General features: G+C 69.7%; 12 protein-coding genes. All 12 read left to right on the top strand.

The features are described from left to right. Positions 1-4 precede the first annotated feature (4 nt). The 12 genes from FA89_RS13200 (at position 5) to FA89_RS13145 (ending at position 14,907) form a co-directional block, all read left to right on the top strand. The gene (locus FA89_RS13200) at positions 5-1,102 is read left to right on the top strand and encodes a polysaccharide deacetylase family protein (protein ID WP_240003894.1); all 1,098 of its coding nucleotides are present in this window, start codon (positions 5-7) and stop codon (positions 1,100-1,102) included. Continuing rightward, positions 1,090-2,352: an O-antigen ligase family protein gene (locus FA89_RS13195; protein ID WP_036141055.1), complete on the top strand. Its 1,263-nt coding sequence runs from the start codon at positions 1,090-1,092 to the stop codon at positions 2,350-2,352. Before FA89_RS13200 ends, FA89_RS13195 begins: the two co-directional genes overlap by 13 nt. Further along, complete coding sequence (locus tag FA89_RS13190; protein ID WP_036141053.1) at positions 2,349-3,704, top strand: phenylacetate--CoA ligase family protein; 1,356 nt, start codon at positions 2,349-2,351, stop codon at positions 3,702-3,704. Before FA89_RS13195 ends, FA89_RS13190 begins: the two co-directional genes overlap by 4 nt. Further along, positions 3,701-4,819, top strand: a complete 1,119-nt coding sequence (locus FA89_RS13185) for a glycosyltransferase (RefSeq protein WP_036141051.1) — start codon at positions 3,701-3,703, stop codon at positions 4,817-4,819. The genes FA89_RS13190 and FA89_RS13185 overlap by 4 nt, the downstream gene beginning before the upstream one ends. Beyond that, positions 4,816-6,006 carry a glycosyltransferase gene (locus FA89_RS13180; protein WP_036141049.1) on the top strand — a complete coding sequence of 397 codons (1,191 nt, stop codon included), beginning with the start codon at positions 4,816-4,818 and terminating at the stop codon, positions 6,004-6,006. Before FA89_RS13185 ends, FA89_RS13180 begins: the two co-directional genes overlap by 4 nt. Next, positions 6,003-6,641: a polysaccharide deacetylase family protein gene (locus FA89_RS13175; protein ID WP_036141047.1), complete on the top strand. Its 639-nt coding sequence runs from the start codon at positions 6,003-6,005 to the stop codon at positions 6,639-6,641. Before FA89_RS13180 ends, FA89_RS13175 begins: the two co-directional genes overlap by 4 nt. Continuing rightward, positions 6,638-7,804: a glycosyltransferase family 4 protein gene (locus tag FA89_RS13170; protein WP_036141045.1), complete on the top strand. Its 1,167-nt coding sequence runs from the start codon at positions 6,638-6,640 to the stop codon at positions 7,802-7,804. Before FA89_RS13175 ends, FA89_RS13170 begins: the two co-directional genes overlap by 4 nt. Continuing rightward, a complete protein-coding gene (locus FA89_RS13165; protein WP_036141044.1) occupies positions 7,801-8,970 on the top strand; it encodes a hypothetical protein in 1,170 nt (389 codons plus the stop codon). The genes FA89_RS13170 and FA89_RS13165 overlap by 4 nt, the downstream gene beginning before the upstream one ends. Positions 8,971-9,026: 56 nt before the next feature. Then, the gene (locus FA89_RS13160; protein WP_036141042.1) at positions 9,027-9,389 is read left to right on the top strand and encodes a hypothetical protein; all 363 of its coding nucleotides are present in this window, start codon (positions 9,027-9,029) and stop codon (positions 9,387-9,389) included. A gap of 72 nt (positions 9,390-9,461) precedes the next feature. Next, the gene (locus FA89_RS13155; RefSeq protein WP_081916549.1) at positions 9,462-10,733 is read left to right on the top strand and encodes a TolC family protein; all 1,272 of its coding nucleotides are present in this window, start codon (positions 9,462-9,464) and stop codon (positions 10,731-10,733) included. Continuing rightward, the gene (locus tag FA89_RS13150; RefSeq protein ID WP_036141039.1) at positions 10,730-11,815 is read left to right on the top strand and encodes an efflux RND transporter periplasmic adaptor subunit; all 1,086 of its coding nucleotides are present in this window, start codon (positions 10,730-10,732) and stop codon (positions 11,813-11,815) included. Before FA89_RS13155 ends, FA89_RS13150 begins: the two co-directional genes overlap by 4 nt. Continuing rightward, a complete protein-coding gene (locus FA89_RS13145; RefSeq protein WP_036144283.1) occupies positions 11,815-14,907 on the top strand; it encodes an efflux RND transporter permease subunit in 3,093 nt (1,030 codons plus the stop codon). Before FA89_RS13150 ends, FA89_RS13145 begins: the two co-directional genes overlap by 1 nt. Positions 14,908-15,177 lie beyond the last annotated feature (270 nt).

Here is a 15,177-nt window from a genome sequence, read left to right as displayed (position 1 = left end):
CGACATGCCCGTCCGTGGCGCCCCCGGCATGCGTGGCCGGCTGGGAGAACTGTGCTATTCCAGCGGCCTGCTGACGCCGCTGCAACGCGTGCGCGCCTGGTGGCAACGCGACCTGCGCATCCTGGCCTACCACCGCGTGATGCCTCTGCCGGACCCGGCTACGTACGCGTTCGACATGGAACTGATCAGCACGCCGCCGGACGAATTCCGCGAGCAGATGCGCTGGCTCGCGCGGCACTTCCGGCCGATGCGGCTGACCGACATCGTCGAGGCGCTGGATGCGGGCGAGGTGCTGCCGCCGGACACCGTCGCGGTGACCTTCGACGACGGCTACGACGACAACTACCATGTCGCCGCGCCCATCCTGGAAGAGGCAGGCGTGCCCGCCACATTCTTCGTCTCCACCGGGCACCTCGACAGCGGGCGTCCCTACGGCTACGACTGGCTGGTGCACATGATCCTGGTCACGGGTGCGCCGCGGCTGGAGCTGCCCGACCTGGGCATCGACATCACGCTGCCACCGGACCGGGACTCGCGCCGACGCATCGCCGGCAACGTGCTGCTGCGCATGAAGTGGCTGGACGCGCTGGCGCAGACGGCCATGACGGAACGCCTCGAACAGGAATGGAACCTGCCGTCGGTCGACGCGCGTCCGGCCGCGTGCCGGCCCATGACCTGGGACCAGGCACGCGAGATGAGCGCCGCTGGTTTCGAGTTCGGTTCGCACGGTGTGCACCATCGCATGCTGGCCCGACTGCCGCAGGACGTGATGGAGCGCGAGATCCGCGAATCCAAGGCCACGCTGGATCGCGAGCTGGGCACGCCGTCCATCCTCATGTCGTATCCCGTGGGCGGCGACCGCGCCTACAGCGACGCCGTGATCGCGGCCACGCGCAGTGCGGGTTTCCGGCTGGCCTGCAGCTATGTCTGCGGCACCAACCCCGAACCCGGCGTCAACCGCTATGCGCTGAACCGCCTGCCAGTGGAGGCGAACATGGGCCCGGGCTGGTTCGCCGCGATGCTGGCCCTGCCACGGCTGATGAGTTACCCGACCACCCGCCACGAAGCCCATCCGCCACAGGCGCAACCATGTTCGCGCTGATCCTGCTGTATGTCGTACTGACGATCATCCGCCCGCAGGACTACGTGCCCGGCCTGGACACCGTGCCGATCCTGCCGGTGGTCCTGCTGCTGGCCTTCACCTGCTGGCTGGCCTCACGCGAGAAGACCTTCCAGGCGCCGCAGTTCATCATCCTGCCGGTCTTCCTGCTGGTCCTCATGGTCTCGGAAGTGGCCAACGGCTGGACCGGTGGCGCACTGGACGAACTGGCCCGCTTCGGCCCGGCGGTCATCGCATTCTTCGTGCTGGGCGCCGCCTGCCGCACGCAGCGGCGCGTCCGCGCGGCCATGGCCGTCTTCGTCGTCTGCGCCGTGGTGCTGGCGCTGCACGGCGTGGAACAGGCTGGCACCGGCATGGGCTGGACCGGCACCCCTATCGGCGAGGGCGGGCGCATCCAGTACGTGGGCATCTTCAACGATCCCAACGACCTGGGCCTGCTGTTCGCCGCCACGCTGCCCATGGCCGTGTTCCTCGGCCGGCGCGGCGGGGGCATCCTGCGCCTGGCCTGGCTGGCCGCGGCGGCCCTGCTTCTCTACGGCATCCTGCTGACCAATTCGCGTGGCGCCATGCTGGCCGTGCTGGTCGTCGCCGGCGGTTATGTCTGGTATCGGCGCGGCATGGCGGTGGCCGGCGTGCTCGGCATCGTCGGCCTCACCGTGATGAAACTGCTGTCCTCGCGCATGGACGAGCTGGACGCCGGCGAGGAATCCGCAGCCGGACGCGTGGACGCCTGGTATGCCGGGCTGGAGATGTTCCGCGAACATCCGATCCTCGGCGTGGGTGCCGGCAACTTCACCGAATACAACGAACTGACCGCGCACAACTCGTTCGTGCTGGTCATCGCCGAGACCGGCTTCGTCGGCTTCGTGCTGTGGCTGGCCTTCGTCGGCTACGGGTTCTGCATGATGCTGACGATCGTGCGCCATGTACGCCCCACCGGCGACGATGCGGCGACGGCGGCGGCCTGGGCCACGGAGCGGCAGATGGCACTGACCCTGCTGTTGTCGCTGTGCGGGCTGTTCGCCGCCGCGTTCTTCCTCAGCCGCAGCTACATGATCGTGATGTACCTGATCGCCGCCATGGTCGCCGGTTACTACGTCGGCGCCCGTGCGCGCTGGCCGGGGCTGCCGCTGTTCCGGCTTTCCGACGGCGGCTGGCGCTGGGTGCCCGCCGCCATGGGCACCATCGCCGGCTTCTTCGTGCTGGTCGCCGTGCTGCTGAGGACCGTATGAGCACCGCCTACGAAGCCCTGCTGCGCCATGTGGTGTGGCCGGCCTACGAGGGTGGCCTGCGCCGCCGCGCCACCCCGCGCTACATGCGCGCCTACGAACGCGAGCAATGGCTCGCGCCCGAGCGCATCGAGGCGCTGCGCCTGGAACGCCTGCGTGCGCTGATCGACTGGTGCTGGCGCGAGGTGCCCTACTACCGCCGGCGCTGGACCGAACTGGGCATGCAGCCCGGGGATATCCGCAGCCTGGACGACTTCGCCCGCCTGCCCGTACTGACCAAGGCGGACATCCGCGCCAACGCGGACGACCTCGAGGCCACCTCGCTGAAGGCCGGGCTGGGTTACAAAACCACCGGCGGGTCCACCGGCGAGCCGCTGCGTTTCGGCTTCACGCGCGAGAGCAACGACCGCCGCGTGGCGGTGATGTGGCGCGGCTACGGATGGGCCGGCTCGCGCATGGGCCGGCGCACGCTGTTCCTGTGGGGCGGCGCGGTCGGGCAGACCTCGACCGCGCATCGGATGAAGGATCGCCTCTACAACGCGGTGTTCGCACGTCACCTGCTCGACAGCTTCCACATGAGCGAACACAACCTGGCCGGCTATGCCGACGCGATCGACGCATATCGCCCCGAGGTGATCGTCGGCTACGTGGGCCCGCTGGTACGGCTGGCCGAATGGCTGCTGGCCACCGGCCGCCGCGTGGCACGTCCGGTGTCGATCATCGGCGCGGCCGAGGCGCTGCATCCGTTCCAGCGCGACCTGATCGAACGCGCGTTCGGTGCGCCCACCTACAACACCTACGGTTGCCGCGAATTCATGCTGATCGCCGCCGAGTGCGAACACCGCGACGGCCTGCACGTCAACGCCGACCACCTGCTCGTCGAGACGCTGGTGGACGGTCGGCCTGTGCACCAGGGCAGCGGCGAGGTGACGATCACCGACCTGTTCAACCGCGGCATGCCCTTCATCCGTTACGTCACCGGAGACATGGCCACCCATGCCACGCATCGCTGCGCGTGCGGTCGTGGCCTGCCCCTGCTGGCCTCCGTGGACGGGCGCACCCTGGATGCCATCCGCACGCCGGCGGGCCACATGCTGCCCGGCGAATTCTTCCCGCACATGATGAAGGACGTGCCGGGCGTGACGCGGTTCCAGCTGGTGCAGCGCCGACTGGACCGGCTCGACCTGTCGATTGTGCGCGGCCCGGGCTTCGACGAGGCCTCGGTCGACTACATCCGCCGGGAAGTGGGCAAGGCGCTGGGCGACAGCGCGCAGCTGCAATGCCACTTCGTCGACGATATTCCCCTCACCCGCAGCGGCAAGCTGCGTGTCACCGTTTCGGAGCTGGCCTCGTGAACATCAGCCATGTCGTGGAAAACCTCAACCGTGGCGGCCTCGAGCGCATGGTCATCGACCTGGTCAGGGCACAGCAGCGGCTGGGGCATCGGGTACAGGTCATCTGCCTGTTCGAGGCGGGCTCGCTGGCCGGCGAGCTGGCCGACATCGGTGTGCCTGTGCACGCCTGCGGCAAACGACCGGGACCCGACCTGCGCGCGTTGCGCCGCGTCCGCCGGCTGCTTGCCGCGCACGCCACCGAGGTCATGCACACGCACAACGCCGTGGCCCATTACCTGGCCGTACTGGCCAGCACGGGCCTGGGCATCGATCAGGTGGTGAACACGCGGCACGGCATGGGCGGCGCCAACCGCAAGGGCGGACGCCGCGAGTGGCTGTTCCGCCGCGCACTGGGCGCCACCGACGCCGTGGTCGCCGTGTGCGAGGCCGCGCGTCAGGATGCCGTGCGCCGAGGCATCGCGCCGGCGAAGAAAACCTGCGTGGTACCCAACGGCATCCGGCTGGAAGGCTTCGACGTCGCCTCCGACACGATGCACGAGCGGCTGGCGCGACTGCTCAACGTGCCCGCCGGCACCCGCATCATCGGCAACGTGGGCCGGCTGAACTGGACCAAGGACCAGGCAGGCCTGATCCGTGCGTTCCGCATCGTACGCCACAAACGCCCCGATACCGCGCTGGTGCTGATCGGCGACGGGGCGCTGCGCGATACGCTGCGCGCCTGCGCCTTCGACGAGGGCGTGGCCGGCTGCGTGCACTTCCTGGGCGATCGCGACGACGTGCGCGAACTGCTCCAGGGACTGGACCTGTTCGCCCTGTCGTCAGTCACCGAAGGCTACTCCATGGCCTTGCTGGAAGCCTGTGCGACCGGCCTGCCCATCGTGGCGACGAACGTCGGCGGCAACGCGGAGATCGTGCGCGACGGCAGCACGGGCTGCCTCGTGCCGGCCTGCGATCCGCCCGCGCTGGCCGAGGCGATGCTGCGCCTGCTGCACGAATCGCAACGTGCCGCACGGCTCGGACGCGCCGCGCGCACCTGGGTGGAAGCCCACGGCTCGCTCGACGCCATGGCGTCGCGCTACGGACAGCTGTACTTCGGCGGCGCGGCCGCCGCGTGAAGATCCTCATCCTGACCAACCTGTTCCCCACGCCCTGGGATCCGCGGCGTGGCACCTTCAATCGCCAGCAGTTCCAGCGCCTGGGCCAGCGACACCGCGTGGACGTGCTGACCGCCGTGGATTTTCGCGAGCGCCGTGGCCCTCGCGTCGCCACCGGCGTGAGTGGACTGGGCGAGGACTGCTTCACCTTTTACCACCCACCCGGCATCGGTCGTTTCCTCAACGCGCTGTGCTTCTTCGCCTGCGTGATGTGGCAACGCGGCCACGCGCTGCGGGCCGCACGCTACGACGTGCTGCTGGCCAGCTGGGCGTTCCCGGATGCGGTGGCCGGCGGATGGGTGGCGCGGCTGCTCGGCATCCCCTACGTGGTCAAGGTGCACGGCAGCGACATCAACGTGCAGGCCGCGTCGCGGCTACGCCGTATGCAGATCGGTCCGGCGCTGCGCGAGGCGGACGCGGTGGTCGCGGTCAGCGATGCGCTGGCGACGCGTGCCGTCGCCCTGGGCGCACGCGCCGACACGGTGGAAACCCTCTACAACGGCGTGGATACCGCACTGTTCCATCCCGGCGACCGCGACGACGCACGCCGACGCCTGGGACTGCCCGCGCATCGAAGGATCGTGCTGTTCGTGGGCAACCTGAAGGCGGCCAAGGGTTGCCTCGACCTGCTCGACGCGTTTGCCCAGGTCGCCCGCATCCACGACGACGCCTGCCTGGTGTTCGTCGGCGATGGGGCGGAACGCCACGCCCTGCCGCGTCGCGCCGCGTCGCTGGGCTGTGCGTCCGCCCTGTGCGTGATCGGCGCCGTGGACCATGCGGCCACCGCCGACTGGTTCCGCGCGGCGGACCTGCTCTGCCTGCCCAGCCACAACGAAGGCGTGCCCAACGTCGTGCTGGAGGCCATGGCCTGCGGTACGCCGGTGGTGGCGACACGCGTCGGCGGCATTCCCGAGGTGCTGCCGGCACTCGCGGGCAGCCTCGTCGCGCCCCACCGACCGGACACGCTGGCCGCCGCGCTATGCGATGCGCTGGCGCGATCGTTCGACACCGCGGCGATCGCCGCCCATGCCGCGCGTTTCCGCTGGGACGACAACATCGACCGGCTCGACCGCGTGCTGCTGAACGCGGTCGCCCGCCATGCCGCCCCCTCCACCGAACGCGCCGACCGACTGCCCCCGCCCCTATGACCTGGAAACCGAAAAAACACGAACTGCTCGGCCTGTTGCCGGATGCCCTCGTGTCCACCCGCCACCGCGGCGCTTCGCTGCGCTACCTCAGTTTCGACGATGGCCCGGAGCCCGCGCACACGCCCGCCCTGCTCGATACGCTGGCCCGGCACGGCGTCAAGGCCAGCTTCTTCCTGGTCGGCGAGAAGATCGAACGGCACCCGGAGATCGTCCGGCGGATCGTCGACGAAGGCCACATGATCGGCAACCACTCGTACAGCCACTGGTCGTTCCGGCGCATGAGCCTCGGCAGGCAACTGGACGAGGTGTACCGCACCGATGCCCTGCTACGCCGGTTCGACCAACGCCCCCATCACCGCATGCGTCCCCCCAGCGGCTACGTGGGTGCCGGGCTGCTGCTGCACTTCGCCCGCCGCAAGCGCAACCTCGTGTACTGGTCATACGACAGCCTCGACTACCAGGATGCCCCCGTCGATGCGCTGGTGGCACGCTTGCGCGATACGCCGCCCGCCCCCGGCGACATCGTGCTCATGCACGACGACGCCGACAAGGCACGCCAGGCGCTGGACGTGATGCTGCCGGAATGGATCGACGGCGGATTCCGTTTCGCCGCGTTGGAGGGTGACGCGCCATGAAGATCCTCTATCACCACCGTACGCGCGGGCGTCATGTCGAGGGCGTGCACATCCGCGGCATCGTGCAGGCGCTTCGCGAGCTGGGCCACGACGTCGCGGTGATGTCGTTCCCCGGCGCCGATCCGGAACGCGAGGAACACGCGGCCACGGCGGCAGGACGGGGACGCGTCGCCTCGATGGTCACGCGGCTGCCGGGGATCGTCTTCGAGGTGTTCGAACTGCTCTATAACGTCGTCACCCTGTTCCGCATGACCCGGGCCTGGCGCGTCGCGCGTCCGGCGCTGGTCTACGAGCGGTATTCGCTGTTCCTGTTCGCCACCGTCTGGCTCGCGCGCCGTCGCGGCATACCGCTGGTGCTGGAAATCAACGACTCCGCGCTGGTAGATCGCGTGCGCCCGCTCGTCATGACAGGACTGGCGCAGCGCATCGAAGGCTGGTGCCTGCGCCATGCGAGCGGACTGGTGTTCATTTCCACGTATTTCCTCGATACCGCGCGCCGCGCATACGGTGACATCGCCCCCTCGGTGGTATCGCCCAACGCCGTGGACCTGCCGCGCTTCGACCCGTCGCGGTTCGACGTGGCCGCGCTGCGCGCGGAACGCGGGCTCACCGGTCGCGTCGTCTGCGGTCACATCGGCGCGTTCGCGCACTGGCATGGCGTGGACGGTTTCGTGGAGGCCATCGCCGGCCGCCTGGCCGACGTCCCCGAACTCGCGCTGGTGTTCGTCGGCGACGGCAAGACCCTGCCGGCGGTGCGCGAACTGATCGCCGCGCGCGGGTTGAGCGACCGCGTGCTGTTGCCCGGGCGCGTGCCACACGACGACGTGGCCGGCTGGATCGCCTGCATGGACTACGCCGTGCTGCCCAACTCCAACGCGTACGGATCACCAATGAAGCTGTTCGAATTCATGGGCATGGGCGTGGCCGTGGTCGCGCCGGACTATGCGCCGGTCGCCGAGGTGATCGCCGACGGCCGCACGGGCTGGCTGTTTCCGCGCGGCGACGCCGCCGCCTGCGTCGAGCGCGTGCTCACGCTGGCCCGACTCGCGGCGGAGCGGCAACGCGTGGGCAGCGCCGCCCGCGCCTACATCGCCAGTGAACGGCAATGGCGCAACAACGCCGAACAGCTGCTTACGCTGGTGCCGGCGGGAGCCGCCGCATGATCGTCCTGGCATGCCTTCTCCTCCTCGTGCTGCTGGCCGCCGCGGGCCTCACGCTGGCCATCCGCGCGCGCAACATGCAGTACTGGCTGTGGGATTACCTCACCCGGCGCAAGCCGCCGAAGGTCGAGGGCCCGGTGCACGTGATGTTCTGCTTCGTCGATCACTTCGAGCCCAACTGGGGCCGTGTGGACATGGCCACGCAGCGCCGCCGGGTCGATCGCTGGTGCACCGACTACCGCGCGCTGGCCGGACGCCACCGCGACGCGGACGGCCGCATGCCGCAGCACACCTTCTTCTATCCGGAGGAGGAATACGTGGAGGAACACCTGGACAAGCTGCAGTCGCTATGTGCCGACGGCCATGGCGAAATCGAGATCCACCTGCACCACGACAACGACACCGAAGCCAACTTCCTCGCCACCATGGATCGCTTCAACCGGCTCCTGCACGAACGCCACGGCGCGCTGCCCCGCGATCCGATCACCGGCCAGCTGCGCTTCGCCTTCATCCACGGCAACTGGTGCCTGGACAACTCGCGTGCGGACGGCCGCTGGTGCGGCATCAACAACGAGCTGGTGCTGCTGCGCCAGCTGGGCTGCTACGCCGACTTCACCCTGCCCTCCGCGCCCAGCGATACGCAGACGCGCATGTCCAACGCCATCTACTACGCCACCGACGATCCCCACCGCTGCAAGTCGCACGACACCGGCGTGCCGATGCGCGTGGGCGGCACGCCCAGTGGCGACCTGCTGATCATCCAGGGACCGCTGGGCCTGAACTGGAAGGATCGCCGCTTCGGCATCGTCCCCCGCATCGAGAATTCGGACGTACGCAAGGGTTGCCCCCCGACGTCGTCACGCATCGACCAGTGGGTGGACACCGGCATCCACGTCGAAGGCCGCCCCGAATGGGTGTTCGTCAAAGTGCACACCCACGGCACCCAGGAACGCGACATGGACACCCTGCTGGGCGCCCCCGCCGACGCCATGCATGACTACCTCGAGCGCGTCTACAACGACGGCGTGAACTACGTCCTGCACTACGTCACCGCCCGCGAGATGTACAACATCGCCAAGGCCGCCGAAGCCGGCCGCACCGGCAACCCCCACGCCCACCGCGACTTCGAACTCCCCCCACCCCATTCAGCCACGCGCACACCCCGGTAGGAGCCCACGATGTGGACGATTGTCCAACCGCCCCCCATCCTCTAGCATCCCCACCCATGCACCCGCACCCGCCCCGCCTGTTCTCCCGCATCCGCCGCCAGCGCGGCCTGTGGGCGCTGGCGCTCGCGGTGCTGCTGTTCAAGCTCACCATGGCCACGTTCTGCCTGCTCGACGGCCCCCGCGTGGCCTCCATCGCAGACGGCAACATCGCCGTTGCGACGGCCGAGGCCGCCCCCGGTGACACCTGCGTGCTCGACGAGGGTGCCGGCTGCCATTGCAGCTGCGCCCACAACGTCGCCATGCCCTCCGCGTTGCCCGCGATACTCGCGGGCGTGCCCCACACGCACGCCACCGTAAAGCCGGCTGCCGTGCTGGTCTCGGCATATATCCGCTCCCCGCTCCGCCCACCGATCGCCTGACGAACCCACCGCGCGACGCCGGCCGCCTCAGCGGCCACGTCGATCCGTGCACGTTCTTCCGGAGATCCACCCATGTCCCACCTGCGTACGGTGTTCCACGCCGCTGCGTGCGCCTACCTGTGCCTCGCCGCCCGGGCACAGGCCGCGTCGCTCCCTGACCTGCCGACCTCGGCGCCACCCGCCCTGCGCGATCGCGTGCACGCCCTATGGGCCCGCAGCCCGGACGTGCAGGCCGCGGACGCCGAACGGCGTGCCGCCGCGGCCCGTATCCGCGCAGCCGACCAGCCCGTCTACAACCCCACCCTCTCGCTCGAAGGCGAAAACGCCGATGTCGATCGTCGCACCGCTTCGGCCAGCCTCGCGCTGGATATCGGCGGCAAACGGCGGGCACGGGTCGAGGAAAGCAACGCCGCGCTGACCGCCAGCGACGCCGCCTATGCCCTGCGCCGCCGCGACATAGCTGTGCGGTGGCTGAAAGCCTGGGCATCCGTCGGGCTGCTGCATCGACAGGACGCACTGGGCCGCGAACGCGTGGCCGCGATGCAGCGCTTCGACGACCTTGCCGAGCGACGACTGCAGGTCGGCGACCTCAGTGCACCCGAGCGCGACCTGGCCGCCCTCGCCCTGGCCGAGGCACGCATCGCGCAGGCCTCGCTGGAAGGCCAGCAGGCTGCGGCCATGGCGACACTGGCGGCGTTCGGCGACGGCATGGAAACCGGGCTGCCCGCCCTGCCCGAGGGGTTGCCTCCACCACCCGATGGGATCGTGCCGCGGGAGGCGGAGCAACGCCCCGAACTGGCGCAGGCCTATGCCGAGCAACGTCGCCGCGACGCCGCCGTGGACGTGGCGCGACGCGCCCGCGTACCCGATCCCGTGGTCAGCCTCACCGGCGGCCGCGTGCGCAGCGGCGCCCGCAGCGATCCGGTGATCGGGCTGAGCCTGGCCATCGCCCTGCCCGTGCGCAACAGTGGACGGGCCGAGATCGCCGCCGCGCAGGCCGAGGCGGATGCGGCCCTGGCGCAACGACAGGCCGTGGGATGGCAGACCGCCTCCGCACTGCGGCAGGCCGCCGACACCTACCGCACGCTGCGCCAGACCGCCGACACCCTGCGCCGCCTGCGTGCGGAACCCACCGGCCCGCGCACGCTGCTGCTTGAGCGCCTCTGGCAGGCGGGGGAGCTGGATACCTCCGACTACCTGGTGCAGTTGAACCAGCACCTCGATACCGCACTCGCCACGCTCGCCCTGGAAACCCAGACCTGGCAGGCGTGGTTCGACTACCTCGTGGCCACCGGCCGCCTCGGCGACTGGATCGACGGCCCCGCACAGGATGCCAACCCATGACCCACCGTATTTCCGCGCGCCGCATCGCACTCGTCATCGGCCTTGCACTGGCCACGATGCAGGCCGGCGCGACCGACCTTCCCCTCGCACTGGACGACAAGGCCATGGCCGACGCGGGCATCGTCGTCGATACGCTCGGCACCCATGCCATGGCCGAGACCGTGGTCGCCCCCGGCGAGGTCCGGATCGACGCCTATGCCACCGTGCTCGTGTCACCACGCGTCACCGCCCAGGTGATCGAGCGCAAGGCCAGGCTCGGCGACATGGTGGCTCCCGGGAACCCCTTGGTGGTGCTTTCCAGCATCGAGGTAGCCGAGGCGCAGGGGCGCCTCATCGTCGCCAGCCAGGACTGGGCGCGCGTCTCGGCGCTGGGGCCGCAGGCCGTCTCCGGCCGCCGTTATGCCGAGGCGCAGGTGGCCCGCGACCAGGCACGCGCCGCACTGCGCGCCTACGGGCTGGGCGACGCACAGATCGCAGGCATGCTCCGGCGCGGTTCGCCGGCAGCGGATGGCCGCTTCGAGCTGGTCGCCACCCGCGCGGGCCGGATCACCAGCGACGATTTCCTCGTCGGCGAACGCGTCGAACCCGGCAAGACACTGTTCACCGTGGTCACCGAGGACACCGTCTGGGTCGAAGCGCAGCTGCCTCCCGCCGTGGCGGCGCAGATCACACCGCGAGCCGAGGCCAGTATCGCCGCGCAGGGCCGGACATGGCCGGCCCATGTCGTGCAGCGCGCGCACCGCACCGACGAGGGCACGCGAACGGCCGGTATCCGGCTTCGCGTGGACAACCGCGACGACCTGCTCCATCCCGGCGATCCGGTGGACGTGCGGATCGCCACCGGCGCCTCGGACACGGTACTGGCCGTGCCCGCCGACGCGGTGGTGCTGCTGCAGAACCAGGCGACGGTTTTCGTGCGCGGCAGCAACGGCAGGTTCGAGCCCACGCCGGTCGAGGTGGGCGAGACGCGGGGCGGATGGACGCCCATCCGGCGCGGCGTGGCAGCCGGCAGCCGCTACGCCAGGGAAGGCGCGTTCGTGCTGAAAGCACGCCTGCTCCGCTCGCAGCTGGGAGACGAATGATGCTGACCCGACTGGTCGACCTGTCGCTGCGCTACAAGCTGCTGGTGATCCTTGGCGTGCTGGCGATAGCCGCGCTGGGCGTGGGCGCGCTGCGCCGCCTGCCGATCGATGCCTTTCCCGACGTAACGCCCGTGCAGGTGAACGTCTACACCGAAGCCACCGGGCTGGCCGCGGAAGATGTCGAGCGCCTGCTCACCACACCCGTCGAATCGGCGCTCGCCGGCCTTCCCGGCGTGGAGACGATCCGCTCGGTCAGCCTGTTCGGGCTGTCGTACATCGCGGTGTATTTCAGCGACGACACCGATATCTACTTCGCGCGCCAGCTGGTCAACGAGCGCCTGCAGCAGGTCGCGGAGCGACTGCCCGACGGCTACGGCAAGCCCGAGATGGGACCGAACACCTCGGGACTGGGCCAGGTGTTCTGGTACACGGTGGAAAGCGAAAACGGCGCCGTGTCCGACATGGACCTGCGCGCCTGGCAGGACTGGACCGTGCGCCTGATCCTGCGCAGTGCGCCCGGTGTCGACGACGTCACCTCCTGGGGCGGCCAGGAGCGCCAGTTCCAGGTGCGCGTCGACCCGCAGCGCCTGATCGCCTACCGGCTCGGCCTGAAGGACGTGCTACAGGCCGTGGAGGCGAACAACGCCCAGGTGGGCGGCAACGCGATCGACGTGGGACGCGAGCAATACCTGGTCCGCGGCGTGGGCCTGCTGCGCGACGCCGCCGACCTGGGCGCCATCGTGCTGCGCAGCGACGACGGCACGCCGGTCTACCTGCGCGACGTGGCGACCGTGGTCGAGGCCGGCGCGCCGCGCACCGGGGCGGTGACGCGCGATGGCCGGGAAGTCGTCCTCGGCCAGGCCCTGGCACGCATCGACGAGAACGCACGCAGCGTGGTGGAAGCGGTCAAAGCGAAACTGGAGACGATCCGCCGTGCCTTGCCGCCGGGTGTCGTGGTGCGCCCGGTCTACGAGCGCACCGACCTCGTCGACGCCGCCGTCGGCACGGCCACCCGCGCCTTGCTGGAGGGCGCGCTGCTGGTGGCCGTCGTGCTGTTCGTCTTCCTGGGCGAGTGGCGCAGCGCGCTCATCGTGGTAACCACCCTGCCGCTGGCCATGCTGATCGCCTTCATCGGCATGGACCGCTGGGGCCTGTCGGCCAACCTGATGTCGCTGGCGGGGCTGGCGATCGGCATCGGCATGATGGTGGACGGCGCGGTGGTCATGGTGGAGAACGCACACCGGATCATGGGCGAGCACGCCGCGCAGGGCCGCGTCGTCGACCGCGGCGGCGCCGTGCGCGAGGCAGCGCGCGAAGTGGCCGCGCCGATCGCCTTCGCGATCCTCATCATCATCGTGGTCTTCCTGCCGCTGTTCGGCCTGCAAGGCCTGGAGGGCAAGATGTTCCGGCCGATGGCGTTCAACATCGGCTTCGCCATGGCCGGGTCGTTGCTGCTCGCCCTCACCCTGGTGCCGGTGCTGGCGGCGGTGCTGCTCAAGCCCGGGGACGAGAAGGACACGCGGCTGGTGGCGTGGCTGAAGCGTCGCTACGAGCGCGTGCTGCGCGCCGCGCTGGCCCATCGCCGCGGCGTACTGGCAACCTCGTTGCTGCTGCTCGTGGCCGCGATGGGACTGTTTCCCCTGCTGGGCAAGGAATTCATGCCGGTGCTGCGCGAGGGCGCGATCATGTGGCGGATCACCTCGATTCCCTCGGCTTCGCTGAACGAGTCCATCGACGTGTCGCGTCGCGTCGCGGAACGCATCCGCGCCACGGTGCCGGAAGTGGAAACCACGCTGGCCATGATCGGACGCGCGGAAAAGGGCGAGACGGCCGACGTGAACTATATGGAGGTGTACACGCCGCTGAAGCCCGCCGCGCAGTGGCGCCCCGGCCAGACATTGGCCAGCATCGAGGCCACGATGCAGAAGGAACTCGAAGACGCGCTGCCCACGGCCGTGGTCAGCTATACGCAGCCGATCCAGATGCGCATCGAGGAACTGATCTCCGGCGTGCGCGCCACGCTGGCCCTGAAGATCTACGGCGACGACCTGGCCACGCTCGATCGTCTGGGCGCCCGGGCACGCGACATCCTGGCCACGGTGCCCGGTGCCGCCGACCTGTCGCTGGAAGCCAACCTGGGCAAGCCGCAGTTGCGCATCGAGGTGGACCGGGCAGCGATGGCCCGCTACGGGCTCAACGCGGACGACATCCTCACCGTGGTGCGCCACGGCATCGGTGGCCAGGCCGTCGGCAGCCTGGTGGATGGCGTGCGCCGGTTCGACATCGCCGTGCGGCTGGACGACGCCAGCAAGGCGTCGCCCGAGGCGATCGGGCGCATTCCGCTGCGCACGCCATCCGGCGTGCTGGTACGGCTCGCGCAGGTAGCCACGGTGACGCAGGCGGACGGCTACTCGTTCATTCGCCGCGAGGCGCTGCAACGCTTCGCCGTCATCGGCCTGGACGTACGCGGTCGCGACATCGACGGTTTCGTCCGGGAGGCCGAAACACGCCTGGCGCGCGAACTGGCGCTACCCACCGGCTATTACACGGCATGGGGTGGCGCGTTCGAGAACCAGCAGCGCGCCATGCAACGACTGGCGCTGATCGTCCCGCTGACGATCCTGCTGATCTTCGTGCTGCTCTACACCGCGTTCCAGTCGTTCAGGCACGCGGCGCTGATCCTCGCCAACGTGCCGTTCGCGGTGATCGGCGGGGTGGTCGGGCTGTTCGTCAGCGGGCAATACCTGTCGGTGCCTTCCGTGGTCGGCTTCATCGCGGTGTTCGGCGTCGCCATGCTCAACGGCATCGTGCTGGTCAGCTTCCTCGACAGGCAACGCGATGCGGCGGGCGACCTGCGCGAAGCGGTGATCCAGGGCAGCCTGCTGCGGCTGCGACCGGTGCTGATGACGGCCACGGTGGCGATCCTCGGCCTGGTCCCCATGTTGCTCTCGCAAGGGGTAGGCGCGGAAACCCAGCGTCCCCTGGCGACCGTGGTGGCCGGCGGGCTGATCACTTCTACCCTGTTGACGCTGGTGCTGCTGCCGGTGCTGTACGAGTGGATGGAAGCGCGTCAGGCACGTCGGCGCGCTTAAGCGCCACGATCAGCGATAGCTAAAGGGCTCGCCGTCATGGGTGGGCACGGGGAGGAGGCGTCGGGCGGTCACCCTCTGCGCTCGAGCAGCGGCCGCAAGCGGCCGAACTCGCTCAGAGGATGACCACCCGACACCTCCCTGACGACTGAGGTGCCGGGTCGGGAAAGCAACGCTCGCAACATCGCGCGACACGCGTATCCGGGGCTTACCGCCCGAGTTGCCAACGCTTTGCTCTCCACCCAGATGGCCTCTGTCGTCGCAGAGGCGTCG

Source organism: Luteibacter sp. 9135 (assembly GCF_000745005.1).
Classification (GTDB): Bacteria; Pseudomonadota; Gammaproteobacteria; order Xanthomonadales; family Rhodanobacteraceae; genus Luteibacter.
The sequence above is the reverse complement of the archived record's forward strand: the minus strand, read 5'-3'. Positions and strand labels throughout refer to the sequence as shown.

Excerpts from the sequence above, each read along its gene's own strand:
- FA89_RS13175 (WP_036141047.1), top strand. The coding sequence starts at position 6,003 with ATGACCTGGAAACCGAAAAAACACGAACTGCTCGGCCTGTTGCCGGAT.
- FA89_RS13160 (WP_036141042.1), top strand. The coding sequence starts at position 9,027 with ATGCACCCGCACCCGCCCCGCCTGTTCTCCCGCATCCGCCGCCAGCGC.
- FA89_RS13200 (WP_240003894.1), top strand. The coding sequence starts at position 5 with ATGCCCGTCCGTGGCGCCCCCGGCATGCGTGGCCGGCTGGGAGAACTG.
- FA89_RS13155 (WP_081916549.1), top strand. The coding sequence starts at position 9,462 with ATGTCCCACCTGCGTACGGTGTTCCACGCCGCTGCGTGCGCCTACCTG.
- FA89_RS13195 (WP_036141055.1), top strand. The coding sequence starts at position 1,090 with ATGTTCGCGCTGATCCTGCTGTATGTCGTACTGACGATCATCCGCCCG.
- FA89_RS13150 (WP_036141039.1), top strand. The coding sequence starts at position 10,730 with ATGACCCACCGTATTTCCGCGCGCCGCATCGCACTCGTCATCGGCCTT.
- FA89_RS13190 (WP_036141053.1), top strand. The coding sequence starts at position 2,349 with ATGAGCACCGCCTACGAAGCCCTGCTGCGCCATGTGGTGTGGCCGGCC.
- FA89_RS13170 (WP_036141045.1), top strand. The coding sequence starts at position 6,638 with ATGAAGATCCTCTATCACCACCGTACGCGCGGGCGTCATGTCGAGGGC.
- FA89_RS13165 (WP_036141044.1), top strand. The coding sequence starts at position 7,801 with ATGATCGTCCTGGCATGCCTTCTCCTCCTCGTGCTGCTGGCCGCCGCG.
- FA89_RS13145 (WP_036144283.1), top strand. The coding sequence starts at position 11,815 with ATGCTGACCCGACTGGTCGACCTGTCGCTGCGCTACAAGCTGCTGGTG.